The following is a 24,536-nucleotide window of genomic DNA, read 5'->3' as shown; positions in this document are numbered from 1 at the left end:
AAGAGGAATTCCATGCGATTGACTCGCTTGTTTGCCCTGGCAATTACAACTTTTCTAAGCGTCTCGGCTCAGGCTGCATCGGATGCAGCGGACCGTCTTTCCCAGTATCTGGAGAAAGCGCAGACTATGACGGCTCGCTTTTCCCAGCTGACTCTAGATGGCTCCGGCACCCGTCTTCAGGAGGCTGCGGGTAATCTGAGTCTCAAGCGGCCAGGTCTTTTTCGTTGGCATACAGACTCTCCCATGGAGCAGTTGCTGGTGTCTGATGGGCAAAAGGTATGGCTATACGATCCAGACCTTGAGCAGGTGACTATTCAGAAGCTGGATCAGCGCCTAACCCAGACGCCTGCGTTGCTATTGTCCGGTGATGTGTCGAAAATTGAGGACAGTTTTACAATTACCTACAAGCAAAGCGGTAACTTGACTGATTTTGTACTCAAGCCTAAAACCAGCGATACGCTGTTTGACAGCTTGCGCCTCTCATTTCGCGGTAACGTAATCAACGATATGCAGCTGATCGATAGCGTCGGTCAACGCACCAATATCCTGTTCTTCAACGTAAAAATGAATGAGCCGGTAAACGCCTCGGAATTCGTGTTTGAAATTCCTAAAGGTGCCGACGTCATTCAGGAGTGATCCTGCCCCATGGATCTATTCCGCGCAACGCCAGTGGCTCAGCCGCTGGCTGCTCGTATGCGTGCCACCACCCTGGACGAATACGTTGGCCAGCAGCATTTGCTTGCCCGAGGAAAACCTCTGCGAGAAGCACTGGAGCAGGGCGCGCTGCATTCCATGATTTTCTGGGGCCCACCAGGCGTCGGCAAGACGACATTGGCGCGTTTGCTGGCTGAAGTCAGCGATGCTCATTTCGAGACGATCTCGGCGGTTCTTTCCGGTGTAAAGGAGATCCGTCAGGCTGTTGAGATAGCCCGGCAGCAGGCTGCTCAGTATGGGCGTCGAACCATATTGTTTGTTGATGAAGTTCACCGCTTCAATAAATCTCAGCAAGATGCGTTTCTTCCCTATGTGGAAGACGGCACCCTTTTGTTTATTGGAGCGACGACTGAAAACCCTTCCTTTGAACTTAATAATGCGCTTCTTTCGAGAGCACGTGTTTATGTTCTCAAAAGCCTGGATGAAGAGGCCTTAACTCAGCTTACCAATCGAGCGCTGTTTGAAGACAAGGGCCTTGGTAAGCGCCGGTTAAGCCTTCCAGAAGAAAGTCGGAAGATTTTATTGGCCGCTGCCGATGGAGACGGCCGCAGATTACTCAATCTACTTGAAAATGCGGCCGATCTGGCTGAAGACGGCTCAGACATAAGCCCGGATCTTTTACAAAGCTTGCTCGGTGATGGGCGCCGCCGTTTCGATAAAGGCGGTGAAGCGTTTTACGATCAAATTTCTGCGTTGCATAAGTCTGTTCGGGGTTCTAATCCCGACGCAACCTTATATTGGTATGCCCGTATGATCGATGGAGGCTGCGATCCGCTTTACATTGCTCGTCGTGTTGTGCGGATGGCCAGTGAAGATATCGGTAATGCCGATCCGCGTGCATTATCAATCTGTCTTTCTGCCTGGGATGTCCAAGAGCGGTTGGGCAGCCCGGAGGGTGAGCTTGCTATTGCGCAGGCCTTGGTTTACTTGGCCTGTGCGCCTAAAAGCAATGCGGTATACAAAGCATTCAACATGGCAATGGCAGATGTCAGGCAGAATGGCTCTCATGAAGTTCCTGTACATCTTCGTAATGCGCCAACCAAACTGATGAAGTCGTTGGGGTATGGTGAGAAGTATCGCTATGCACATGATGAACCTGATGCATATGCGGCAGGTGAAGATTATTTTCCCGAGGATAAGGCGCCGGTTCATTACTACGAGCCTGTACCGCGCGGTTTAGAACTCAAAATTCGTGACAAGCTCAGTCATTTGGCTGACTTGGATAGGGCCAGTCTGCGCCAGCGGCGGAAAGCGCCATGACGCCCATGATCCTGGCTATCGCAGCGGGTGGTGTACTAGGCACTCTGTTGCGATTTATCACGACATCCTGGATAACGGCGAGCTGGCCTAAGCATTTCTACATGGGCACATTGATCGTCAACTATGTGGGCTGCTTGCTGATCGGTGTTTTATACGGTCTTTTCCTTATTCGACCTGATGTGCCTGCGGAGCTAAGAGCAGGGCTTATCGTTGGCTTTCTAGGTGGCTTAACAACTTTTTCTTCCTTTTCCCTTGATACATTACGCTTGCTGGAAGGTGGCCAGGCTTTGCTTGCCATTGGATATGCCACGGCCAGCGTCGTAGGTGGTTTGCTTGCTACGTGGGCAGGCCTGTCATTGACAAAACTCTGATACGAGAAAAAACATGCTTGATGCAAAACTGGTACGTACACAGCCTCAGGAAGTGGCAGAACGCCTTGCCGCGCGTGGTTTCACGCTTGATGTACAGCGCATCGAATCCTTGGAATCAACTCGCAAGTCTGTGCAAACACGTACCGAGGAGCTTCAGGCTGAACGTAACAGTCGATCAAAGGCCATTGGTCAAGCCAAGGCGCGCGGTGAAGACATCGCGCCGCTTCTGGCCGATGTGGACCGTATGGGAGGCGAACTGGAGACCGCCAAGCGTGAGCTGGACGTGATTCAGTCTGAATTGGATGCTCTGCTGCTAGGGCTGCCTAACTTGCCACATGAGTCCGTTCCAGTAGGCACCAGCGAGGAGGAGAACGTAGAGGTTCGCCGTTGGGGCACTCCTAAGCGTTTTGACTTTGAGGTTAAGGATCATGTAACCCTGGGTGAAGCTCATGGTTGGTTGGATTTTGATACGGCCTCTCGCTTCTCGGGTGCTCGCTTTGCCTTGATGCGAGGCCCTATAGCCCGTCTACACCGTGCATTGGCGCAGTTTATGATCAATCTGCATACGGGCGAGCATGGTTACGAGGAGGCTTACACACCTTATCTTGTCCAGGCCGAGACCTTACAAGGCACAGGGCAGCTTCCTAAGTTTGAGGAAGATCTGTTCAAGGTTCCGCGTGACGGTGAAAGTCCGCTTTATCTGATCCCGACTGCGGAGGTCACATTGACCAATATCGCAGCAGGCAGGATTTTGGACACCAAGGCACTGCCTATTCAGTTGGTAGCCCATACCCCATGCTTCCGTAGCGAGGCGGGTGCTTCCGGACGCGATACGCGGGGCATGATCCGTCAGCACCAGTTCGATAAGGTTGAAATGGTACATATCGTTGAGCCTGCAAAATCTTTCGAGGCATTAGAGGCTCTGACAGGTCATGCTGAGCGTGTTCTGCAACTTCTAGAGTTGCCCTATCGTGTGCTTGCTCTCTGCACTGGCGATATGGGCTTCAGTGCCACCAAAACGTATGACCTTGAAGTATGGATTCCGAGTCAGGATAAATATCGCGAGATTTCTTCCTGCTCTAATTGCGGTGATTTCCAGGCGCGCCGTATGCAGGCTCGGTGGCGTAACCCGGAAACGGGCAAGCCAGAGCTGGTACATACATTAAACGGCTCGGGCTTAGCAGTGGGTCGTACGTTAGTGGCTGTGCTGGAAAATTATCAACAAGCCGATGGAACCATTCGCGTACCGGAAGTCCTCAAGCCGTACATGGGTGGCGTTGAGGTTATTGGCTGATGGAGTTCTTGCCACTGTTTCACAATCTGAGCGGCCGCCCTGTACTGATTGTTGGTGGAGGTGAGGTCGCTTTACGCAAGGCGCGTTTACTTAAGGATGCTGGGGCAATGCTCAAGGTTGTTGCGCCACACATTCATCCGGCCATGCGAGAATTGATTGAAAATGGTGGCGATTCGTTGATCGAGCGGCCCTACCAGGCAGATGATATGGGTGGGGCTGTCCTGGTTATTGCTGCAACCGATAATGAAGACCTTAACATCCAGGTTTCGGCCCAAGCCAAGGCGATAGGTGTGCCAGTTAATGTGGTGGACTCTCCTACACTGTGCACTGTTATCTTTCCTGCAATTATTGACCGCTCACCTTTGATTGTCGCGGTTTCGAGCGGGGGAGATGCGCCTGTCTTGGCTAGGCTTGTACGAGCCAAACTAGAGAGTTGGATACCTGCTGCATATGGTGAGCTAGCCGGCCTGGCTAAGAAATTTCGTTCTAAGGTTAAGCGCCGTTTTGGTGATGTCCAGGCGAGGCGCGTTTTCTGGGAAGAGGTATTCCAAAGCGAAATTGGCGAAAAGGTACTCGCTGGCCAGCCTCAAGTAGCTGAGCGTTTGCTTGAAGAGAAACTTTGTAACGCATCCTCAAGCGTTAAGGGCGAAGTCTATCTGGTGGGCGCGGGACCGGGCGATCCTGACTTGCTGACATTTAGGGCTTTACGCCTCATGCAGCAGGCCGATGTAGTCTTATACGATCGCTTGGTTGCTCCCGCTATCCTGGATATGTGTCGTAGAGACGCTGATAGAATCTATGTGGGCAAAAAAAGAGCTGAGCACGCGGTTCCGCAAGAAGAAATCAATCAGCTTTTAATTGATCTGGCCGGTCAAGGTAAGCGTGTCCTAAGACTTAAAGGCGGCGATCCGTTTATCTTTGGGCGCGGGGGCGAAGAAATTGAGCGTCTGGCTGCCCATGGGATCGGATTCCAGGTAGTGCCGGGTATTACAGCTGCCAGTGGCTGTGCGGCCTATGCCGGCATACCGCTGACGCACAGAGACTATGCCCAATCTGTACGCTTTATCACAGGCCATTTAAAAAATGACACCTGTGATTTGCCATGGAGTGATTTGACCTCTCCGGGGCAAACGTTGGTTTTTTATATGGGGTTGGTTGGGCTACCAATCATTTGCGAGCAGCTTATCAAGCACGGGCGTGACGCTTGTACGCCGGCCGCCTTGGTTCAGCAAGGCACCACCTCAAGTCAGCGTGTATTTACGGGAACGCTGGCAGATTTACCTGTTCTCGTAGCGCGCCATGAGGTTCATGCGCCTACGCTAATAATCGTAGGTGAGGTCGTAACCTTGCGTGAAAAGCTGGCCTGGTTCGAAGGCCAATCGCATCCTTAACGGTCACGCTGCCATAAACCTACAGCGGGCAACTGCTCTCGATCGTGAGGCGACGTTAAGTCGAGTGCTGGCCCTTTGGGAATGATCCCGTTAGGGTTAATCGTTTCGTGACTGCCATAATAGTGATGCTTGATATGCTCAAAGTTGACAGTCCCTGCAATGCCTGGCCACTGATAGAGCTCCTTCAGCCATCCCTGAAGGTTAGGGTAGTCTGTAATGCGGCGTAGATTGCATTTGAAGTGTCCGTAATAGACTGAGTCGAACCGTATTAATGTTGTAAAAAGTCGCCAATCTGCTTCTGTCAGGTATTTTCCTGTCAGATAGCGATGCCTGCTCAGGCGATTTTCTAGTTGATCAAGAGTAGTAAACAGCTCTTCAAAGGCGAGTTCGTAAGCGTACTGCTCTGTTGCAAATCCAGCCTTATAAACACCGTTATTCACCTTGGCATAGATAAGCTCGTTAAGTGAGTCGATGTCTTGCTGTAATGGTTCTGGATAAAAATCGATGCTGTTGCCTGTCAGTCCGTCAAATGCATGATTCATCATGCGGATGATATCGGCAGACTCATTGTTAACGATGCACTTATGCTTGTTATCCCAAAGCATTGGTACTGTAACGCGACCTGTGTAATGAGGTGTAGCCTCTAGGTAGCGCTCATAAAGGAACCGCTTGGCTTCATCAAGTGTGTCACCCGTTGAGCCGAGCGTTTGATCAAAAGTCCATCCTTTGTCCTTCATAAGCCAACTAACAACGGATACGTCGATAATACTCTCAAGGCCTTTAAGCTTTCGGAAAATAAGGGTGCGATGAGCCCAGGGGCAGGCTAGAGAAATATACAAGCGTCTGCCTCGAAGCCTGCCTCGCCTGTAGGGCCAGGCTCACCAGTGGACGTTACCCAGTGTCTGAACTGGGCGCTTTCCCGCTTGAAGCTTCCATCTTCGCCGGTGTCGTACCAGCGGTCCTGCCATTTGCCTTCTATCAATAGGCCCATCGGCTCCTCTCATATTGTGGAGCCGTCTATTAGTGACGTTGGCTCCAGTAATCTTTTGCCTTGGCTAGAGCGGCTTCCCGGCTGTGGCCAAGCGCTCTCAAACCCAAGGCTATCGTAGAAAGAACGGCCAGTTCGCCGTAGGCATCGTTTGCTTTGCCGGTCCATACATCCAATAGATGATTGGCATCCAGCCGCTCAGGTTTGACGTGTCTTCTTTCTGAAAGTGCAGGCCAGGCTTCATTCCATTCAGTGCCGTACTCTGTGCCATAGAGATGAAAATCATTGTCTGGGTTGACTTCAATTTCACCGCCTTCGCCTTTAATCACGATAGCCTTGTCGCCTAATAGGCGGCTGGCTTCACGGTGAATGGGTTGGTAGCCTGGGTGAAAGATACTTTGCAGGATGCAAGTTGCGTTGAGCGGATTTAACAGTCTGACCAGCGAATGAATAGGCGAACGCAATCCCAACGTGTTGCGTAAGTTGATCATATGCTGCAAGGCAGGCATCCAGTTTTCCAGTGGCATAAACGCCAGGTGGTCTTTATTTAAAGCTTCCTGTGTCTGGTGCCAATCGTTACAAAGATGAATACCCAGCGTTTCTAGAACCTGCTCAGTATATAGTCGTCCTGCTGTATGAGCGCCGCCGCCGTGAATCAGAATCCGCACACCATGGGATGACAGGCATTTGGTGGCAAGCAGAAACCATGGTAAGTGGCGTTTTTTACCTGCATAGCTAGGCCAGTCCAGATCTACTGGAATGGTCGGGGCGTTGAGATGTGCTCGAATAGCATCGGTAAAGCCGGCAAGCTCTTCTGCGCTTTCTTCCTTGTGTCGAAGCAGCATAAGAAAAGCGCCGAGTTGAACATCCTCGACATTTCCCTCAAGGATCATCCCCATGGCGCACTGGGCTTCTTCGCGAGTTAGGCTGCGTGAACCGCGTTTACCTTTGCCGAGTATGCGTATGAATTGAGCAAAGGGATGTTCTTCAGGCGTCATTATCATAAGCAATTAGTCGGTTTTGGAAGTCCTGCCAGCTTGGCTGCTAGCTTGGCGGGGCTTCCTTTGAAAAGGAGATTCAAATGAAGGCTGTTACCCTTCTCGGGACCTAAGGTTTGCGCAATATATTTAATCAGCGGACGATTAGCTGGGGAAAGCTGGAACTCAGTATAGAAATCTCTGAGTGCATGAAGGATTTCCCAATGTTCAGGCGTTAGAGAGAGATCCTCCCGCAGAGCCAGTTCCTCAGCTATTTCAACGGACCAGTCTTCCAGATCCAGTAAATAGCCTTCCTTGTCAACATTGAGTGCAGTCATGGCCAGCTATGTACCTTGTCATAAGCTACACAAAGAGCCACAAAACGATCATAGTCAATCATTTCAAAACGAGATGTTTCTCTGAGTCCACGGGCCTCGACATCTTCTTGAAGAGCAAAGCCTTTGACGCCGGTTTGAAGTGTTTCAAGCAGAGCCGCTGTTCGCGAGCTTTCTTGTAGCAGGTATGTAGCGTCGCCCATTAATAAAAGTGCATCCTGCTCCGCAAGTAGCGGTAGGGCGCTGTCTAGCATCCTGCTCTGGAAAGGCGAAGCCAAGATAAGGTGAAGCGTCTTCACAGTGTAATCACCATGTTGTGCTGATTTAAAAGCAGCCGAGCCTCTTCGGTAGATAGGATCTCAACTTCCAGTTCAAGCGTTGATTGCATTACGTTGCGCTCCAGTAAGCTGCTTTCCAATGCATACAGTTTGTCTACGCCGAACAAGGGAAGAGCTTGTAGATTAGCGGTCAGATCTTTTTGCTCAAGATGTGAAGCGGCCTGAGAGGGTTGTAATTGGAAAATACCGTCATCCATAAAGAGCATGGCAATGGGTAAATCGAAAGCGCCGCCTGCTAGGGCAATGTCTAGGGCTTCTCGGGCTGCCATGCCCGACCATGGCGCTTGCCGACTAATAATGAGCAGCGACTTTGCCATTAAATGTCTCCAAAGCAAATGAGGCGATCGGCTTCCTGTGCAGCCTCATGAAGCTGCCCTAGACCAGAAAGCTGCCAGGGCTCGTAAAGGTTGGCACTCTGGCGCCCATGGCGATGAGCCTCTTCCGAGCTCAGAATGCCGCGCCGTAAAGCGGCAGAAATGCAGACGACTGAATCCAGCTTATTTTGCTGAATGAATAAGCCCCATTGGCCCGCCCAGTCTTGCTCATCTTGAGGCGTTACGATGGATGAAGAGGCATTGTGTACTCCATCCTGATAGAAAAAAAGACGAGTGATTTCATGGTGCGCGGACAACACGGCCTCAGCAAACCGAAGGGCTCTTCGGGAGGAGGGCGAGTGAGGTGCGGAAAATACAACGATAGCAAATTTCATAAATAAAAAAGGCCCGCCGAAGCGGGCCTCTCCAGTGCACGTCTCGTTAATCATTGCTGCTGGCAAAGCCTAGCAACTGAAGCAGGCTGACAAACAGATTGTATATCGATACGTATAGGCTGATGGTAGCCATGATGTAATTATCTTCCCCGCCATGGATGATGGCGCTGGTTTGGAACAGAATTGCTGCCGAGGCAAACAGTACAAAGCCCGCACTGATCGCAAGCTGCAAGCCGCTGATATTCACAAAGAACGACAGCGCTATTGCGCCTAGCAATATCCAGAATCCGGCCATTAGAAAGCCCGACAAAAAGCTCATGTCTTTGCGGGTAATCAGTGCATATGCCGACAGGCCAAAGAAGACCAGGGCAGTCATGCCTAAGGCAGAAGAAATGATGCTTCCGCCATTAGGCAGGCCCAGATACATATTCAGTATCGGGCCTAGGGTGTAGCCCATGAAGCCGGTAAGCGCAAACGTGCTGACCAGCCCCCAACCACTGTTACGCAATTTCACAGTGAGAAAGAACAGACCATAAAAGCCGATCAGAACTACAAATATGTTGGGATATGCAACACGCATCTGCTGCGAGACGTAAGCTACCAAGCCACTGAAGGCCAGCGTCATTCCCAACAGAGCATAGGTGTTGCGCAGCGTGCGACTAATGTCGCGCCGTTCGGCAACCGCAGGGTTGAAGGCATATTGACGCTCGTTCATAACGACACTCCTAATGTGGTCGAAACCTATTCATACCATAAGATAATAACAACTCTTTGAAAAAAAATAGATTTAAGTGTTTGACAGCGTGTTTCGTTCGGGTAATATTGCGGCCCGCACCTGCGGAGGTGTGGCCGAGTGGTTTAAGGCAACGGTCTTGAAAACCGTCGAAGGGGAGACTCTTCCGTGAGTTCGAATCTCACCGCCTCCGCCATCTTCTTGCTCCAAGTCATCGTGCGTTTATCTCTGACTTGTGTATAGTCGCTACACATTCTTTCGCATTTATTAGCTTGAGACGAGTCTTAGGCTTTTAATTGGCTTATGCATCAGCGTTATGAGGTGCACGGTGATTAAAGTGCTGGTGGTCGACGACCATGATCTGGTAAGGGCCGGTATTATCCGTATGTTGGCGGATGTCGATGGCATTCAGGTCATTGGTCAGGCAGATTCTGGCGAGAATGGATTAAAGCTTGTCAGAGAGTTAAAGCCTGATGTGGTCCTCATGGACGTCAAGATGCCAGGCATCGGCGGTTTGGAAGCTACTCGAAAGCTTCTTCGTAGTCATCCCGAGGTAAAGGTCATTGCAGTAACGGCATGTGAGGAAGATCCCTTTCCGACTCGTCTGTTGCAGGCTGGGGCTTCTGGTTATCTTACAAAAGGTGCGGATATCCAGGAGATGATTACTGCTATACGTCATGCATTTGGCGGTCAGCGGTACATAAGTGCTCAGATTGCTCAGCAGTTAGCGCTAAAGTCTTTTCAACCTCAAAGCAATGGCTCGCCGTTTGATCTTCTTTCAGAGCGCGAAATCCAGATCGCATTGATGATTGCTAATTGCCATAAGGTTCAGGTGATCTCCGATAAGCTTTGCCTGTCGCCCAAGACCGTTAACACCTATCGTTATCGTATTTACGAGAAACTCTCCATTACCAGTGATGTGGAGCTGGCTTTATTAGCAGTTCGTCACGGGATGGTAGACGCTACGAGTTGAAATGACCGAAACGTTTGATCCTTCTGCTTTTCTTTCTGGCTGCAGTTCTCGGCCAGGTGTTTATCGAATGTTCGACGAAAGCTCCAAGGTGCTTTATGTCGGAAAAGCAAAGAATCTCAAAAAGCGCCTTTCGAGTTACTTCCGCAAAACTGGCTTGGCTCCCAAGACAGCCGCGTTAGTAGCAAAAATTTCCCAGATTGAGATAACTATTACTGGGAATGAGACAGAGGCGCTTCTGCTTGAGCAGAACCTTATCAAGCAGTTACGCCCCCCTTACAATATTCTCCTTCGGGATGACAAATCCTATCCTTATGTATTTCTGTCAACTGAGGATGAGTTTCCTCGGCTTGCTATCCACAGAGGCGCTAAAAAGGAACGGGGCCGCTATTTCGGTCCGTATCCGAGCGCGGGTGCTATCCGTGAAAGTCTGAATCTCTTGCAAAAGGCATTTATGGTGCGCCAGTGTGAGGACGGTTTTTTCAAAAACCGTACTCGCCCCTGTCTTCAATATCAAATCAAGCGCTGCAAGGGTCCGTGCACCAATATGGTTTCCCGAGAGGAATATGCTGAAGATGTTCGTCATTCGGCTATGTTCCTGGAGGGGCGCAGCAATGCCTTGGCTGAAGAGCTAAGTGCAGTTATGGAAAAGGCTGCCATAGCTTTGGATTTTGAACGGGCCGCCGAGCTGCGTGATCAAATTGCCTTAGTGCGACGAGTGCAGGATCAGCAGCATATAGAGGGTGGGAGCGGGGATGTAGATATTATCGCTGCGATGGTGAATCCGGGTGGTGCATGCGTTCATCTAATCACTGTGCGTGGCGGCCGTGTTCTTGGTAGCAAAAACTTTTTCCCGCAGGTTGCGATTGAGGAGGAGCCCCATGACGTTCTTCTTGCATTTTTGGAACAGTATTATCTTGCTCATATGGAGCGGGATTTGCCCGATGAAGTCATCGTAAATACCGTTCATGAGGACTTCCCAACCCTCATAAGTGCCTTTAACGAATTGCATTCTCGAGGTCTTGAGATCTCGCATCGTGTTCGAGGCACTCGTGCCCGCTGGCAGCAATTGGCTGTGACAAATGCTGAGCAGGCGCTTAATACTCGGCTTGCTAATCGCCAGCATATGGCTGCTCGTTTTGAGGCGCTTACGGATGTGTTGGGGTTGGCTGAGGCGCCACAAAGGTTGGAGTGCTTTGATATTAGCCACTCAAGTGGGGAGGCTACAGTTGCTTCCTGTGTGGTGTTTGGTCCTGAGGGGCCTATTAAATCTGATTATCGCCGATACAATATTGAGGGTGTTACGGCAGGTGATGATTATGCTGCCATGCATCAGGCGTTGACCCGTCGTTTCAGTAAGCTCAAGGATGGGGAGGGTAAAATGCCTGATATCTTACTGGTGGATGGCGGTAAGGGGCAGTTGGCAATGGCTCGTGATGTGCTTCAAGAGCTGGCGGTTCCGGATCTCGTCTTGTTGGGTGTGGCTAAGGGTGTAACTCGCAAGCCAGGTTTGGAGACGCTCTATCTGAATGATCCCTCTAATGAGTTCAGCTTGCCGGGTCACTCTCCTGCATTGCACCTAATACAGCAGATTCGTGACGAGGCGCATCGCTTTGCTATTACGGGGCATCGAGCAAGAAGAGGGAAGGCGCGTAGGACATCTACACTTGAAGATGTTGCAGGAGTAGGGCCGAAGCGGCGTAGAGAGCTGCTTAAGTACTTCGGAGGCCTGCAAGAGCTTAATCGTGCAAGTGTCGATGAGATAGCCAAGGCGCCAGGAATTAGCAAAAAACTAGCTGAGCAGATTTATGCTGCACTGCACAGTGAGTAGAATGTCCAGACATTCATATATTTCCTGTGCCAATGAACATTCCTAACCTGCTTACTGTTCTGCGCGTTCTGCTCATTCCTTTCTTTATTGCTCTGTTTTACATGCCGGTTTCTTGGAGCTATTGGGCGGCGAGTTCAGTGTTTGCCTTGGCTAGTTTTACTGATTGGCTGGATGGCTACTTGGCTCGTCGATGGAAACAGAGTACTCCATTCGGAGCTTTTCTGGACCCGGTTGCTGACAAGCTCATGGTTGCGGTGGCCTTGGTGCTTCTGGTGCAGGAACATGCCACTATTTGGTTAACGTTGCCTGCTACCATTATTATTGGTCGAGAAATTGTAGTGTCAGCCCTTCGTGAGTGGATGGCAGAATTAGGGGCGCGAGCTCAAGTAGCTGTATCTAGTCTTGGCAAATGGAAAACAGCGGCGCAGATGGTATCTTTGATTGTGCTGTTGGCTAATCCTCCTCAACTGACGTTCTGGGTTTTGACAGGGTATGTTCTTCTGATCATTGCGGCTGCGCTTACGCTTTGGTCTATGTGCAGTTATCTGCTTGCGGCTTGGCCGCATCTGAGCATAACGAAGAAAAAATAACTTTTTTGAATCAATGAGTTGACAGCGTCGTTGGATTGTATAGAATGGCGCCCGTCACCAAGACGCGGGAATAGCTCAGTTGGTAGAGCACGACCTTGCCAAGGTCGGGGTCGCGAGTTCGAGTCTCGTTTCCCGCTCCAGTTTGTCAGTCAGCTCCGCTTTAATTGGGGTTGGCTTATGAGGCCGGGTGGCAGAGTGGTCATGCAGCGGATTGCAAATCCGTGTACGCCGGTTCGATTCCGACCTCGGCCTCCACTATGTAGCCCTGCAGATCTAGCGGTCTGTAGGGCTTTTTATTTTTACTTTGTTGTTCGCTGTGCTGGCTAAGTTGGATTGTGTGCTATCTATCCCTAGCTAAATGCTCAGTGTAGAGCGCTACCGCCCGGATGGCGAAATCGGTAGACGCAAGGGACTTAAAATCCCTCGGAGGAAACTCCGTGCCGGTTCGATTCCGGCTCCGGGCACCAGTTGTAATAAGGGCTTGACTTGATTGGTCAGGCCCTTATTTTTTAGGCAAGGTCTGGCTGCTTTATAGTGGCAATCGGCCTACTATCTGCTCAAACATTCTTTTATTCGTGAAGTAACCCTTTGAAAAGCGCCAGGCAATGGGCTTTCCTTCGTCTGTTTTCAGTGTAATTGAAAACACCGTTGAATCTAGCGCCCTTGCTAACAACGCGTAGTCTTTCAGGCTTATTCTTACAATTGGTATGTCTGGAATGATCACGGCAAGTCGATCCCGCTTTGGTTATGCGAGTTATCGGCCTGTGTTGGCTATTCTTCAGTTTCAATCAATAGTTTTTACAGCTACGGCATGCCAAAAGTGATCTTTGATCAAGTGCCCAGGTGATGGCTTGCTTTCAAGTTGTGCTGCGTGAAAACCACTAGGTAGCTAGACTGATTAGCTTGGTGTGGAGGGCTAATATTTTTAGGTATGGCCTAATGCTTGGTTGTATAGCTAATCATTTTCTGAAAGCATATATATTCTTTGTTGCTCCAGTGATCCTTCATCGATTAATTGAAAAGTGCATAGGCCTGCCATCGTTCGGTAGGATATATAATTCGATGCTGTAGCTTACTGGCTCATCCGAACCATGTGGCCCTTGGTATGGGTCACCACTGTTAAAGGAGGCGCCATGCCCACTATTACTCTTCCCGACGGTAGCCAACGTTTATTCGATCATCCTGTTACAGTCACAGAGGTCGCTCAGTCTATAGGCGCTGGATTAGCGAAAGCTACTCTGGCAGGCAAAGTAGATGGACGTCTGGTGGATGCTTGCGACTTTATTGATCATGACGCGTCCCTGCAAATTATTACACCTAAAGATGAAGAGGGTTTGGAGATCATCCGTCACTCTTGTGCTCATCTGGTTGGTCATGCTGTAAAGCAGCTGTTCCCGACAGCGAAGATGGTAATTGGTCCTGTTATTAATGAGGGATTCTATTACGACATCTCGTATGAGCGCCCTTTTACGCTGGATGATCTGGCTGCTATCGAGACGCGGATGCGTGAGTTGATCGATAAGGACTACGACGTCATCAAGCGTATGACTCCGCGAGAGCAGGTTATCGAGACGTTTAAAGCGAGAGGGGAAGATTACAAGCTCCGCTTGATTGAAGATATGCCTGATGAAAAGGCAATGGGGTTGTATCATCATGAAGAGTATGTGGACATGTGTCGTGGTCCGCATGTGCCCAATACCCGATTTTTGAAGGCATTTAAGCTAACGAAGCTGTCTGGTGCCTACTGGCGTGGCGACTCCAAAAACGAACAGCTGCAGCGTATCTATGGTACGGCTTGGGCCGATAAAAAGCAGCTGGCAGCTTATATTCAGCGCATTGAAGAAGCTGAAAAACGTGACCACCGCAAGCTGGGCAAGCGGCTGGATCTCTTCCATACTCAGGAAGAGGCGCCAGGAATGGTGTTCTGGCATCCTAACGGCTGGACTGTTTATCAGGCGCTTGAGCAGTACATGCGCCGTATTCAGCATGAGAACGGCTACTCCGAAATCCGTACGCCACAAGTTGTGGATCGTTCCCTTTGGGAAAAGTCCGGCCACTGGGCTAACTATGCCGACAATATGTTTACGACTGAATCGGAAAGTCGTGACTATGCTATCAAGCCAATGAACTGCCCGTGTCACGTGCAGGTGTTTAATCAGGGGCTCAAGAGTTACAAGGAGCTGCCTCTTCGTCTGGCAGAGTTCGGCGCTTGTCACCGTAATGAGCCATCAGGCTCTTTACATGGCATTATGCGTGTCAGAGGGTTTACTCAAGATGACGCCCACATTTTCTGCACAGAAGACCAAATGCAGGAAGAGGCGGCTGCTTTCATTAAGCTTACTTTGGCGGTTTACGCTGATTTCGGATTCACTGATATACAACTGAAGCTTTCTACCCGTCCTGAAAAGCGTGTTGGATCAGATGACTTGTGGGATCAGGCAGAATCAGCATTAGCTGCGGCGCTTGATCATGCAGGGCTGGCCTATGACTTGCAGCCGGGAGAAGGTGCATTCTACGGTCCAAAAATTGAATTTTCTTTGAAGGACTGTCTGGGTCGAGTATGGCAATGCGGTACGCTACAGCTTGATTTTAATTTGCCGTCTCGTCTCGGGGCTGAATACGTCAGTGAAGATAATAGCCGTAAGCACCCAGTAATGCTGCATCGTGCTATCCTTGGTTCCTTTGAGCGATTCATCGGTATTTTGATTGAGCATTACGAGGGATCTTTCCCGGCGTGGCTTGCTCCAACTCAGACAGTGGTCATGAATATCACTGACAAACAGGCCGATTTCGCTAACGAAGTGGTGCAAATTCTTGATCAAAGCGGTTTCCGAACTAAAGCTGACTTGAGAAACGAGAAAATCGGCTTTAAAATTCGGGAGCATACTTTGCTCAAGGTTCCCTATCTTCTTGTTATAGGCGATCGGGAAGTTGAATCAAGAGCCGTGGCTGTACGCACGCGTGAAGGTGCTGATCTGGGCTCAATGCCTATTGCGGACTTCAAGGAGCTTCTAGCTCAAGCAGTTGCTCGTCGCGGTCGACAAGAATTGGAGTAATGACTATTAAGCGTGAAATGAGACAGGATAAGCGAACTCAACCCAAGGCTCCGATCAACGAGAATATCTCGGCTCGTGAAGTCCGGTTGATTGGTGCTGACGGCCAACAGATTGGCGTCGTCTCGATTGATGAAGCGCTACGCGCTGCTGATGAAGCCAAGCTGGACTTGGTGGAAATTTCCGCCGATGCAGTACCTCCTGTGTGCCGCATCATGGATTATGGCAAGCATCTTTTCGAGAAGAAGAAGCAGACCGCAGCAGCGAAAAAGAACCAAAAACAGGTTCAGGTAAAAGAAATCAAGTTTCGTCCAGGGACGGAAGAAGGGGATTACCAGGTAAAACTACGCAACCTGGTACGTTTCCTTAATGAGGGGGACAAGGCCAAGGTATCCTTGCGATTCCGTGGTCGTGAGATGGCTCACCAGGAGCTGGGTATGGAGCTGTTAAAGCGGGTCGAGGCTGACCTTGCTGAATACGGTGCCGTAGAACAGCATCCTAAGATGGAAGGACGCCAGCTAATTATGGTCATCGCCCCTAAAAAGAAAAAGTAACCACCAGGGCACTGGCAGGCCTTGCGGTTATGCGTAATCACCCAATGCGGAGTATATGAACATGCCAAAGATGAAAACCAAAAGTGGTGCAGCGAAGCGTTTTAAAAAGACCGCTTCCGGCTACAAGCACAAGCACGCGTTCAAGAGTCACATCTTGACCAAAATGACCACCAAGCGTAAGCGCCAGCTGCGTGGTACATCTCTGATGCACCCGTCTGACGTTCAAAAAGTTGAGCGCATGCTGCGCGTTCGTTAATCGGTCACAAGGTAAAGGTATAACTCATGGCTCGTGTTAAGCGTGGCGTAATTGCCCGTCGTCGTCATAAAAAAATTCTGAAGCTGGCTAAAGGTTACTACGGTGCTCGCTCTCGCGTGTTCCGTGTTGCTAAGCAGGCTGTGATCAAGGCAGGCCAATACGCCTATCGTGACCGCCGTCAGCGCAAGCGTCAGTTCCGCGCCCTATGGATCGCTCGTATTAATGCTGGTGCTCGTATGAACGGTCTGTCTTACAGCCGTTTCATCGCTGGCTTGAAGAAAGCGGCCATCGAGATCGACCGTAAGGTTCTGGCCGATCTGGCGGTAAATGAAAAAGTAGCGTTCGCTGCGATTGTCGAGAAAGCTAAAGCTTCTTTGGCTTAAGCCCTGTGTCAATCAGGGCCTTGGCCCGACAGTAACGTCACCAGTAGGGGAAGGGCCTAAAGCTCTTCCCCTATTTTGTATCTGGAGTCAGTGAATGGAAAACCTGGAGGCACTGGTCAGCCAAGCGTTGGAGGCCGTGCAGCAAACTGAAGACACGACTGTTCTTGAGCAGCTACGGGTTGGCTACCTAGGAAAAAAAGGTGAGCTTACCCAAGTCATGAAGACGCTGGGCAATCTGCCTGCAGAAGAGCGGCCGAAAGTCGGTGCGCTGATCAATGCGGCTAAAGAGCGTGTGCAAGATGCGCTTAACGCCCGCAAACAGTTTTTAGAAGAATCCGCTTTGGCTGAAAAATTAGCAGCGGAGCGGGTTGACGTAACGTTGCCTGGCAGAGGGCAAAAAACGGGTGGTTTGCACCCTATTACCCGTACTTTGGAACGTATCGAGCGACTTTTTACAGGTATTGGTTACAGCGTGGCTGAAGGCCCTGAAATCGAAGACGACTACCATAACTTCGAGGCGCTTAATATTCCAGGTCACCACCCGGCTCGTGCTATGCACGATACGTTTTATTTTAATGCTACACGTCTACTGCGTACGCATACCTCACCCGTGCAGATTCGTGTCATGGAACAGCAGCAGCCTCCGATTCGTATCATCTGCCCAGGCCGAGTTTATCGCTGCGATTCCGATCAGACGCACTCGCCGATGTTTCATCAGGTAGAAGGGCTTGTGATTGATGAGAAGGTCAGCTTTGCCGACCTCAAGAGCACGATAGTGGGTTTTCTGCGCGAGTTTTTTGAAGAAGACCTAGAGGTCCGCTTCAGACCCTCTTATTTCCCATTCACTGAGCCTTCTGCAGAAGTTGACATCCGTCGACATGTCAATAAGGACGGCCAGCTGACCCCTAGCTGGCTTGAAGTCTTAGGTTGCGGAATGGTGCACCCTAACGTGTTGCAAATGGCGGGTATCGATCCTGAGAAATATCAGGGCTTCGCGTTTGGTATGGGCGTTGAGCGCCTAGCCATGCTGCGTTACGGCGTAAATGACTTACGGCTGTTCTTCGATAACGACCTGCGCTTCCTAGCGCAATTCCGCTAGCTTTAATAGGGGGCACAATGAAATTCAGTGAACAGTGGTTGAGATCTTGGGTAAGTCCACCGGCTTCTCGGGACGATTTAGTCGCTCAGTTATCCATGGCAGGTCTTGAAGTGGACGACGTCGAGCCGGTGGCCGGGCAGTTCAGCGGTGTGGTAGTAGGGGAGGTGCTCGCTACTGAGCGGCATCCTGACGCTGATAAGCTGAATGTATGCCGTGTTAGTAATGGCCAGGAAGAGTTTCAGGTCGTATGCGGTGCGCCAAATGTGCGTGCTGGTCTAAAGATTCCCTTCGCTATGATTGGCGCCAAGTTGCCAGGTGATTTCACTATAAAGAAAGCCAAGCTGCGCGGCGTTGAGTCTCAAGGCATGCTGTGTTCTGCTAGTGAGTTGAGCGTATCAGAAGATAATGCAGGTCTGATGGAACTGCCGTCAGATGCACCGGTAGGCAAGGATTTCCGTGATTACTTGGGGTTGGACGACGTTTCTATAGACGTTGATCTAACGCCTAATCGCGGCGATTGTTTATCAATCGCCGGCCTCGCTCGTGAAGTTGGTGCGCTCTATGGCGTCCCGGTGCATGCGCTTGATGTTCCTCCTGCACAAGTAAGTATAGAAGATGTGCGCCCAATTGAGGTTGTTGAGCCTTCTGCTTGCCCTCGTTATGTAGGGCGTGTGCTAAAAAATGTTGACCTCTCTCGCCCTACGCCACAATGGATGGTAGAGCGCCTGCGGCGATCCGGGATTCGTAGCATTGATGCTGCAGTCGATGTAACTAATTACGTTATGCTTGAGCTTGGGCAGCCTATGCATGCTTTTGATCTCAACGAGATCAAGGGCGGCATTCGTGTTCGCTTAGCGCAGTCCGACGAGAAGCTGGTTCTGTTAGACGGCCAAGAGATTACTCTTCGCCCGGATACGTTAGTTATCGCCGACCATGAGCGCGCGCTAGCTATAGCTGGGATCATGGGGGGGGAATACAGTGGTGTAAGCGCCACTACCGCGGATCTGTTCCTGGAAAGCGCCTTCTTCGATCCTATTGCTGTTGCTGGTAAGGCACGCTCCTATGGTCTTCACACTGACTCTTCGCACCGCTTTGAGCGCGGAGTAGACTTTGATCTGCCTCGTCGTGCAATGGAGCGCGCTACAGCCCTACTGGTAGATATTGTCGGCGGCGAACCAGGTCCGGTGATAGAGATAGCAAGTGCTGAGCATCTGCCTGTTAAGACCCCTATTACTTTGCGTGGTGAGCGCATCGAGCAAGTGCTAGGTCTGCGTCTTGAGAGTGATGAAGTTGAGCGCCTGTTGAAAGGTCTTGCATTGACCGTTGAGTCTACTGATGAAAATCACTGGAAAATTGGCGTTCCTAGCCATCGTTTCGACATAGCAATCGAAGTCGATTTGATAGAAGAATTGGCGCGCCTTTACGGATATAACCGCCTTCCGACTCGTTTTCCACAAGCACGCTTGGCTCCAAAAGGATATGCCGAGGCGCGTACTGGCCTTTCGCAATTTCGACACCAGCTGGTTGCTCGGGGTTATCAGGAAGCTATTACTTATAGTTTCATAGACGAAAAGACATTCAAGCTATTCTCGCCAACGCTTGATCCAGTATTGTTGGCTAATCCGATTTCTCAAGATATGGCTGCTATGCGCGCTTCGCTTTGGCCGGGCTTGGTCAAGGCGCTGCAGCACAATCTTAATCGCCAGCAGAGTCGGGTGCGCTTGTTTGAGTCAGGGCTTCGTTTTGTCGGTTCACTAGATGATTTGGCGCAAGAGCGTGTCTTGGCTGGTCTGATTTCGGGGCCGCGCTCTCCAGAAAGCTGGAACGCTGGTTCTGAGCGTGTAGATTTTTTCGATATCAAAGGCGATGTTGAATCGCTGTTAGGTTGCGGTGAGGGTGCAGGTGATTTTACCTTTGTCGCGGCAGAGCATCCTGCGCTGCATCCTGGACAGACTGCACGCATTGAGCGTGACGGCCGGCTGGTGGGTTATGTGGGAGCATTACATCCCGAGCTATTAAAAGCTTTGGATTTAGATCAATCTGTTTATGTATTTGAAGTGTTGCTAGGTGAGGCGGAGCAGAGATGCCTACCGCGTTTCCAAGAGCTGTCACGTTATCCAGAAGTACGCAGAGACTTGGCAATTCTAGTGAATATAGAGGTATCTTCGGCGGATGTTTTGTCGATTATACGGGACAAGGCTGGCGAGTATCTGGTTGATTTAAGACTGTTTGACGTATATCAAGGCAGGGGCATTGATCCGCTTAGAAAAAGTCTTGCAGTTGGCTTGACCTGGCAGCATCCATCACGCACTCTTACTGATGAAGAAATCAACGAAACGACACAGAAAATCCTCGTTTCCCTGGAAGAAAGGTTCAACGCCACATTAAGGAAATAGCGTATGGGGGCTCTGACGAAAGCTGAGTTGGCTGAACGTCTCTATGAGGAGCTTGGTCTGAATAAGCGTGAGGCCAAGGAGCTAGTAGAGTTGTTTTTCGAAGAAATTCGAAATGCTTTAGAGCAGAACGAGCAGGTTAAGCTATCAGGTTTTGGTAACTTTGATTTGCGAGACAAGCGTCAGCGCCCCGGACGCAATCCTAAAACAGGTGAAGAGATACCAATCACGGCACGCCGTGTGGTGACTTTCCGTCCTGGGCAAAAACTTAAGGCCAGGGTAGAAGCGTATGCTGGAACCAAGCCATAATAATGAGTTACCTGCTATACCGGGTAAGCGATACTTCACTATTGGTGAGGTAAGTGACCTCTGTTTGGTAAAGCCCCATGTCCTTAGATATTGGGAGCAAGAGTTTCCTCAGCTTAACCCGGTAAAAAGGCGAGGTAATCGTCGTTATTACCAGCGACAAGATGTCATTATGATCCGCCAGATCAGGGCTTTGCTTTATGACCAAGGTTTTACCATAGGCGGGGCTCGTCTAAGGTTGTCGAGTGATGATGCTAAGGATGATACTACCCAGTATCGCCAGCTAATAAAGCAAATGATTAGCGAATTAGAGGACGTTTTGGGAGTTCTTCAAAAATAATTTAAAAAAACCTTCCATTTATCAAAACCTTAGCTTAAGATATTCGCCATCTCGCAAGGGATACAGTCGGGGCGTAGCGCAGCCTGGTAGCGCACTTGCATGGGGTGCAAGGGGTCGAGTGTTCGAATCACTCCGTCCCGACCAATGAACATCAGCATTAGAGGCCAGTTAGAGACGACTGGCCTTTTTTGTGTGCGTGAATTTTGCGTGACTTCTCATGATTTCATGCCTGCTTCCTCTTCAAAATCGTAAGGACCGGTCCGCGTGAGTCGGTTGCCGATACCTTGTTGGCTGCGTCAATCAGCTGTCCTAGTTCCGCGCCGGAATAGTGACTGGTGATGCTTCCGTTCTTGTGGCCCAATAGTGCCTTGCGATCTTCTTCGGTTACGCCTGCTGCCCTAAGCCGTCTGCCAAAACTATGCTTAAGATCATGCACTCGGATTGACCGAAACCCAGGGTGAGCACTGGTCTTGTGTATTTGCTCCCACTTGTCAGCTGCTCTGACCCTGGCCTTCTTCCATGCGCTGTCATTCATTCGATGTACTGCGGTAGGTCCTTGTCCGTCTGATACCCCATAAGGGAACACCCAGCCTGGATGTAGACCACGCTGCTCATCAATAACCGACATCGCTACGGAGTTGAGCACCACCAATCGCTCATCACCGTTCTTTACTCCCGCCTTTTCATGCCTCCCGCCAAAGCCGGCCGGAATCAGAAATACGCTGGTTCCAATCTCTGGCACCTTGATTTCCCATTCCCACCTAAGCTTGCACACCTCCTGCTCCCGGCATCCGGTATTGACCTTGTACAAGGCCATGCGCCGTAGATGGTCGGGCAACTCGGCGAAGAGAATCGACTGTTCCTCCCATGAAAGCGGGTAGGGCTTGCGTGCCGCCTTTGCCTCATCCTGCTTCTTGATCATGGGCACAGCATCCAGCCATGGCCGCTTCTCTTCATCCTGCCACTTGCGAGCACATAGGTTCAAGATCCTGATTACTCGTTCGAGCGCGATGTTCACCGTCCTGGCGGATACACCGTCCACTTCCAGCTTGTGCTTGATAAACGGCTCAAGCGCTTCGTCGTCAATGTTGTTAAGGCAGTGAAGGGGGTGTAGCTGCTTCAGATACTGCACGGTCAACTGAATAGACGGCTGATCCTCGAACTCCTTGATGAACTGTGCTGCGGCTTCCTCCCATAGCCTTACCTGTCTGATCCTGTATACCTTTTGCTGTCTAAGCTGCTCCAGGCGGTGGATCAGATAACGCTCGGCTTCTTGCCGGTCACTGACTCTGGTGCTTTCATAAAGTCGTATTCCGTCAACCTTTTTATCGATGTGCCAGATCCTGTTCCTTTGCGAGAGACCTGTGATGACCTTCGTCCGCATTGGCTGATTATAACTTTCCTTCCTTTATATACACCTGCCTTGCAGGAGACAAACCTATAGGCCAGCCAGCTTATCTCCCGCGATTTATCCGAGCCAGTGACGCGCCGAGCTACCTCGGCATGTGCCGGGATGAGCTCAACAAGACAGTAAGGCCCATGTTAGGGAATTTCCCATAGGAATACGGGGCGTCGGATTCGACCGAGAAGAGTTGGATGCCCGGGCAGATGCGTACGTTGAACAGGCGGCGATTGAAAGGAAAGGCGTTACGGGGCAGTAAGTCGCCCGTAGCGAGCGCCGGACAGGAGTTAAACCGTGGCGCGAAAAACGATGGATTTATGAAGAAGTGTATGGAAAGTTCGAGCACCTTGAGCCTCTAGCAAGAGGCGCTAAAGAGATTAGATATCAGTGACATAATCCATTATTCAGATATGGATAACGATATTATGAGGGATCATGATATAGAGAAGACATTAGGTGTTAGGTCCCGGGAAGAAGGGGTTTGGGTCGGTTAAAAAGAGCTGTGGTTGTTTGTGCCATTGCCCGAGGATAAAGCCAATCGGTGTTTGCCCTTTCAGGGCACGTAACGGACGAGCGCTGTTATACGCCCACAGATAATCCTTTATATGCTCCTGCAGCTGTTTAAGCGAGGCATAATGAAAGGCCTTGGTGGTGGCCTGCTTGATCGTCCGGTTCATGCGCTCAACCTGGCCATTGGTCCAGGGATGGAAGGGCTTGGTTAGCCGATGTTCAATGCCGTGCCGATAACAGACCACATCGAAAGGATGGGCCCGGTAGCGTTCAGTACCGACCTTCTTGGCAAATTGGATACCGTTGCCGGTGAGTACCGTATGCACCTTATAAGGTAATGTCTTAAGTGTGGCCTCCAAAAAGTCGACCGCATCGTTGCGCATCATCTGCGTGTGCAACTCGGCATACACAAACTTCGACGTGCGATCGATCGCCACAAAGAGATAGGCCCGGCCCTCTGCGGTATGCACCTCAGTGATATCGATAGGCAGATAGCCCAGCGGATAGCGTTTGAAAGCTTTCTTCTCACGTACCGGCTCAGCTGAGCGCGGGAGGTTGCTGATGCCGTGTCGCTGGTAGAGCCGATGCAGGCCCGAGCGCGAAAGCCTGGGTATGAAGCGCTGCAAGGCATGCAGGCAATCGTCCAGAGGCAGCAACGTCTTCTGCCGGAACGCAATCGCAGCGGCCTCTTCAGCCAGGGTCAGGGAGGTCGAATGCGGCTCCCGAGGTCCCATGGGCTGATCTTCAACCGAGTTGCGCTTACGCCACTTGATCACGGTCTTGGGGTTTAAGTTGTAACGCTTACTTAGCGTCGCGATCGAATCCTGCGATCGCTGTAACTCCGCTCGGATGGCGTGCGTGGTCGTGGCGCGTTTGTGTAGAACTTGAGCCATGGATCCTCCTCCGATAGAGGTCTATACCATAAACCCTTTCTCCCTGGGACCAAACACCTAGTTCTCGATAAAGACTATTTCAAATGGTAAGTGGGAGATCTAAAGCTTAATCCTAAAGATTTCCGTTTTTGTGAATAGGTGCTTCTGCCTGTGCTTGAGTAGCAAGAAGAACGCCCCATAACTTTTCTAGCCTTTTAAGGCTGATGTGTGCATTGAAATAGACGTGTATGCTGGCTCTTAAGCGCCGAAGTTCAAATGGATACAGGTAGGGACTTTGACTGTTCACGGAGAGGTAAGTCTAACATATCTGTGATTCACCATACCGGGTCTGCTTATAAAAGCGGGGCTGTTAAGCTGTAGATATAGATTTTGGTTGTGTGTAATGAGTCGGTGCCAAGGCCGCAGAGGCAGCTATGTCGTCTAAAGTAAAGGTTAATCGCGACTCTTATTGGTAAGTCCCTTAGTTTGGAAAGTATTAAGCTACTCCTTTTAAAGTTGTATCGATACTAGGCTTTCTTCGAATACTTGTTGATGCGCCAATTTTTCTACTTTGGTAACTCCTATATGAGGGCCCGCTCAGACGAATATATTTGGGCTGTCTGTGCTGCATAATGCAAGTATGCCGTTCAGTTTAGTAAAAGTGTTCTAAAGAATTGCCTCGTGTTAATATAATGTGTTTCGTGTAGAGCCTTTGGGCGAGCACCTTAAATAGTGCTAGCCAATAAATAACTAGCCTGAGTTTCGCTCAGTTCAAATAAAGCTTGACCTATGAGCGGAGGGGCCTATAATGCGCCCACTTCCGCTGCAACGGAACAGCAAAAAGCCTTGTAGATCAATAGCTTAGCT

At 50.3% G+C, this 24,536-nt stretch carries 24 protein-coding genes, 5 tRNA genes and 1 pseudogene; 21 read left to right on the top strand and 9 right to left on the bottom strand.

From position 1 onward, the window contains the following. Positions 1–12 precede the first annotated feature (12 nt). The 5 genes from lolA to cysG are packed head-to-tail and all read left to right on the top strand — an operon-like array spanning position 13 to position 5,030. A complete protein-coding gene (gene lolA, locus GM154_RS18760) occupies positions 13–636 on the top strand; it encodes an outer membrane lipoprotein chaperone LolA (protein ID WP_219653039.1) in 624 nt (207 codons plus the stop codon). Between the two features lie 9 nt (positions 637–645). Beyond that, the gene (locus tag GM154_RS18755) at positions 646–1,974 is read left to right on the top strand and encodes a replication-associated recombination protein A (protein WP_219653038.1); all 1,329 of its coding nucleotides are present in this window, start codon (positions 646–648) and stop codon (positions 1,972–1,974) included. Beyond that, entirely contained in the window at positions 1,971–2,345 is a 375-nt protein-coding gene (gene crcB, locus GM154_RS18750; RefSeq protein ID WP_010794653.1) for a fluoride efflux transporter CrcB, read from the top strand. The genes GM154_RS18755 and crcB overlap by 4 nt, the downstream gene beginning before the upstream one ends. A 13-nt stretch (positions 2,346–2,358) precedes the next feature. Next, on the top strand, positions 2,359–3,639 hold the full coding sequence (gene serS, locus GM154_RS18745; RefSeq protein ID WP_010794652.1) for a serine--tRNA ligase: 1,281 nt from the start codon (positions 2,359–2,361) through the stop codon (positions 3,637–3,639). Then, on the top strand, positions 3,639–5,030 hold the full coding sequence (gene cysG, locus GM154_RS18740; protein ID WP_219653037.1) for a siroheme synthase CysG: 1,392 nt from the start codon (positions 3,639–3,641) through the stop codon (positions 5,028–5,030). The genes serS and cysG overlap by 1 nt, the downstream gene beginning before the upstream one ends. On the opposite strand, the pseudogene GM154_RS18735 reads toward cysG, so the two are convergent. From GM154_RS18735 to GM154_RS18705, 7 genes and pseudogenes are all read right to left on the bottom strand, one after another. Beyond that, a pseudogene (locus GM154_RS18735) lies at positions 5,027–6,021 on the bottom strand (glutathione S-transferase family protein). The gene cysG and the pseudogene GM154_RS18735 sit on opposite strands and share 4 nt — an antisense overlap. Positions 6,022–6,050: 29 nt before the next feature. Next, positions 6,051–7,022 carry a glycosyl transferase family protein gene (locus GM154_RS18730; RefSeq protein ID WP_219653036.1) on the bottom strand — a complete coding sequence of 324 codons (972 nt, stop codon included), beginning with the start codon at positions 7,020–7,022 and terminating at the stop codon, positions 6,051–6,053. Beyond that, complete coding sequence (locus GM154_RS18725) at positions 7,019–7,333, bottom strand: TusE/DsrC/DsvC family sulfur relay protein (protein WP_219653035.1); 315 nt, start codon at positions 7,331–7,333, stop codon at positions 7,019–7,021. The genes GM154_RS18730 and GM154_RS18725 overlap by 4 nt, the downstream gene beginning before the upstream one ends. Beyond that, a complete protein-coding gene (gene tusB, locus GM154_RS18720) occupies positions 7,330–7,629 on the bottom strand; it encodes a sulfurtransferase complex subunit TusB (protein WP_037029547.1) in 300 nt (99 codons plus the stop codon). The genes GM154_RS18725 and tusB overlap by 4 nt, the downstream gene beginning before the upstream one ends. After that, complete coding sequence (tusC, locus tag GM154_RS18715) at positions 7,626–7,985, bottom strand: sulfurtransferase complex subunit TusC (protein WP_219653034.1); 360 nt, start codon at positions 7,983–7,985, stop codon at positions 7,626–7,628. The genes tusB and tusC overlap by 4 nt, the downstream gene beginning before the upstream one ends. Continuing rightward, positions 7,985–8,377 (bottom strand): sulfurtransferase complex subunit TusD, encoded by a 393-nt coding sequence (gene tusD / locus GM154_RS18710; protein ID WP_037029544.1) that lies wholly within the window; start codon positions 8,375–8,377, stop codon positions 7,985–7,987. Before tusD ends, tusC begins: the two co-directional genes overlap by 1 nt. A 46-nt stretch (positions 8,378–8,423) precedes the next feature. Beyond that, positions 8,424–9,092, bottom strand: a complete 669-nt coding sequence (locus GM154_RS18705; protein WP_010794644.1) for a Bax inhibitor-1/YccA family protein — start codon at positions 9,090–9,092, stop codon at positions 8,424–8,426. Positions 9,093–9,216: 124 nt separating this feature from the next. Here GM154_RS18705 and GM154_RS18700 point away from each other — a divergent pair. The 16 genes from GM154_RS18700 to GM154_RS18625 all read left to right on the top strand — a co-directional run bounded on the left by GM154_RS18700 (position 9,217) and on the right by GM154_RS18625 (position 21,029). Next, a tRNA-Ser gene (locus tag GM154_RS18700) sits at positions 9,217–9,306 on the top strand. Positions 9,307–9,438: 132 nt separating this feature from the next. Then, positions 9,439–10,083 (top strand): UvrY/SirA/GacA family response regulator transcription factor, encoded by a 645-nt coding sequence (uvrY, locus tag GM154_RS18695; RefSeq protein ID WP_010794643.1) that lies wholly within the window; start codon positions 9,439–9,441, stop codon positions 10,081–10,083. Position 10,084: 1 nt separating this feature from the next. After that, a complete protein-coding gene (gene uvrC, locus GM154_RS18690) occupies positions 10,085–11,911 on the top strand; it encodes an excinuclease ABC subunit UvrC (protein ID WP_074824369.1) in 1,827 nt (608 codons plus the stop codon). A 32-nt stretch (positions 11,912–11,943) separates the two neighbouring features. Further along, entirely contained in the window at positions 11,944–12,501 is a 558-nt protein-coding gene (gene pgsA, locus GM154_RS18685; RefSeq protein WP_010794641.1) for a CDP-diacylglycerol--glycerol-3-phosphate 3-phosphatidyltransferase, read from the top strand. A 64-nt stretch (positions 12,502–12,565) separates the two neighbouring features. Beyond that, positions 12,566–12,641 (top strand) — tRNA-Gly (locus GM154_RS18680). A 41-nt stretch (positions 12,642–12,682) separates the two neighbouring features. Next, positions 12,683–12,756, top strand: a tRNA-Cys gene (locus tag GM154_RS18675). A 125-nt stretch (positions 12,757–12,881) separates the two neighbouring features. Next, positions 12,882–12,968: transfer RNA gene (locus tag GM154_RS18670), tRNA-Leu, on the top strand. Positions 12,969–13,634: 666 nt separating this feature from the next. Beyond that, on the top strand, positions 13,635–15,557 hold the full coding sequence (thrS, locus tag GM154_RS18665) for a threonine--tRNA ligase (RefSeq protein WP_219653033.1): 1,923 nt from the start codon (positions 13,635–13,637) through the stop codon (positions 15,555–15,557). Next, on the top strand, positions 15,557–16,108 hold the full coding sequence (gene infC, locus GM154_RS18660) for a translation initiation factor IF-3 (RefSeq protein ID WP_010794563.1): 552 nt from the start codon (positions 15,557–15,559) through the stop codon (positions 16,106–16,108). The genes thrS and infC overlap by 1 nt, the downstream gene beginning before the upstream one ends. Positions 16,109–16,169: 61 nt before the next feature. Next, a complete protein-coding gene (gene rpmI / locus GM154_RS18655; RefSeq protein WP_010794562.1) occupies positions 16,170–16,364 on the top strand; it encodes a 50S ribosomal protein L35 in 195 nt (64 codons plus the stop codon). 26 nt (positions 16,365–16,390) lie between these two features. Further along, positions 16,391–16,747 carry a 50S ribosomal protein L20 gene (gene rplT / locus GM154_RS18650; protein WP_010794561.1) on the top strand — a complete coding sequence of 119 codons (357 nt, stop codon included), beginning with the start codon at positions 16,391–16,393 and terminating at the stop codon, positions 16,745–16,747. 94 nt (positions 16,748–16,841) lie between these two features. After that, entirely contained in the window at positions 16,842–17,846 is a 1,005-nt protein-coding gene (gene pheS / locus GM154_RS18645; RefSeq protein ID WP_219653032.1) for a phenylalanine--tRNA ligase subunit alpha, read from the top strand. Positions 17,847–17,863: 17 nt separating this feature from the next. After that, positions 17,864–20,242 (top strand): phenylalanine--tRNA ligase subunit beta, encoded by a 2,379-nt coding sequence (gene pheT / locus GM154_RS18640; RefSeq protein ID WP_219653031.1) that lies wholly within the window; start codon positions 17,864–17,866, stop codon positions 20,240–20,242. Positions 20,243–20,245: 3 nt separating this feature from the next. Further along, entirely contained in the window at positions 20,246–20,548 is a 303-nt protein-coding gene (gene ihfA / locus GM154_RS18635; protein ID WP_010794558.1) for an integration host factor subunit alpha, read from the top strand. After that, positions 20,529–20,885, top strand: coding sequence for a MerR family transcriptional regulator (locus GM154_RS18630; RefSeq protein ID WP_010794557.1), 357 nt, complete (start codon positions 20,529–20,531; stop codon positions 20,883–20,885). Before ihfA ends, GM154_RS18630 begins: the two co-directional genes overlap by 20 nt. A gap of 67 nt (positions 20,886–20,952) precedes the next feature. Further along, a tRNA-Pro gene (locus tag GM154_RS18625) sits at positions 20,953–21,029 on the top strand. Positions 21,030–21,108: 79 nt separating this feature from the next. Here GM154_RS18625 and GM154_RS18620 read toward each other — a convergent pair. Then, positions 21,109–22,269 (bottom strand): tyrosine-type recombinase/integrase, encoded by a 1,161-nt coding sequence (locus GM154_RS18620; RefSeq protein ID WP_219653030.1) that lies wholly within the window; start codon positions 22,267–22,269, stop codon positions 21,109–21,111. A 470-nt stretch (positions 22,270–22,739) separates the two neighbouring features. Then, the gene (locus GM154_RS18615; RefSeq protein ID WP_219653029.1) at positions 22,740–23,690 is read right to left on the bottom strand and encodes an IS481 family transposase; all 951 of its coding nucleotides are present in this window, start codon (positions 23,688–23,690) and stop codon (positions 22,740–22,742) included. Between the last annotated feature and the right edge of the window lie 846 nt (positions 23,691–24,536).

It is taken from the genome of Pseudomonas sp. MAG002Y (assembly GCF_019400845.1).
GTDB classification, from domain to species: Bacteria; Pseudomonadota; Gammaproteobacteria; order Pseudomonadales; family Pseudomonadaceae; genus Chryseomonas; species Chryseomonas luteola.
This window is presented reverse-complemented; position numbering and strand designations above follow the sequence as displayed.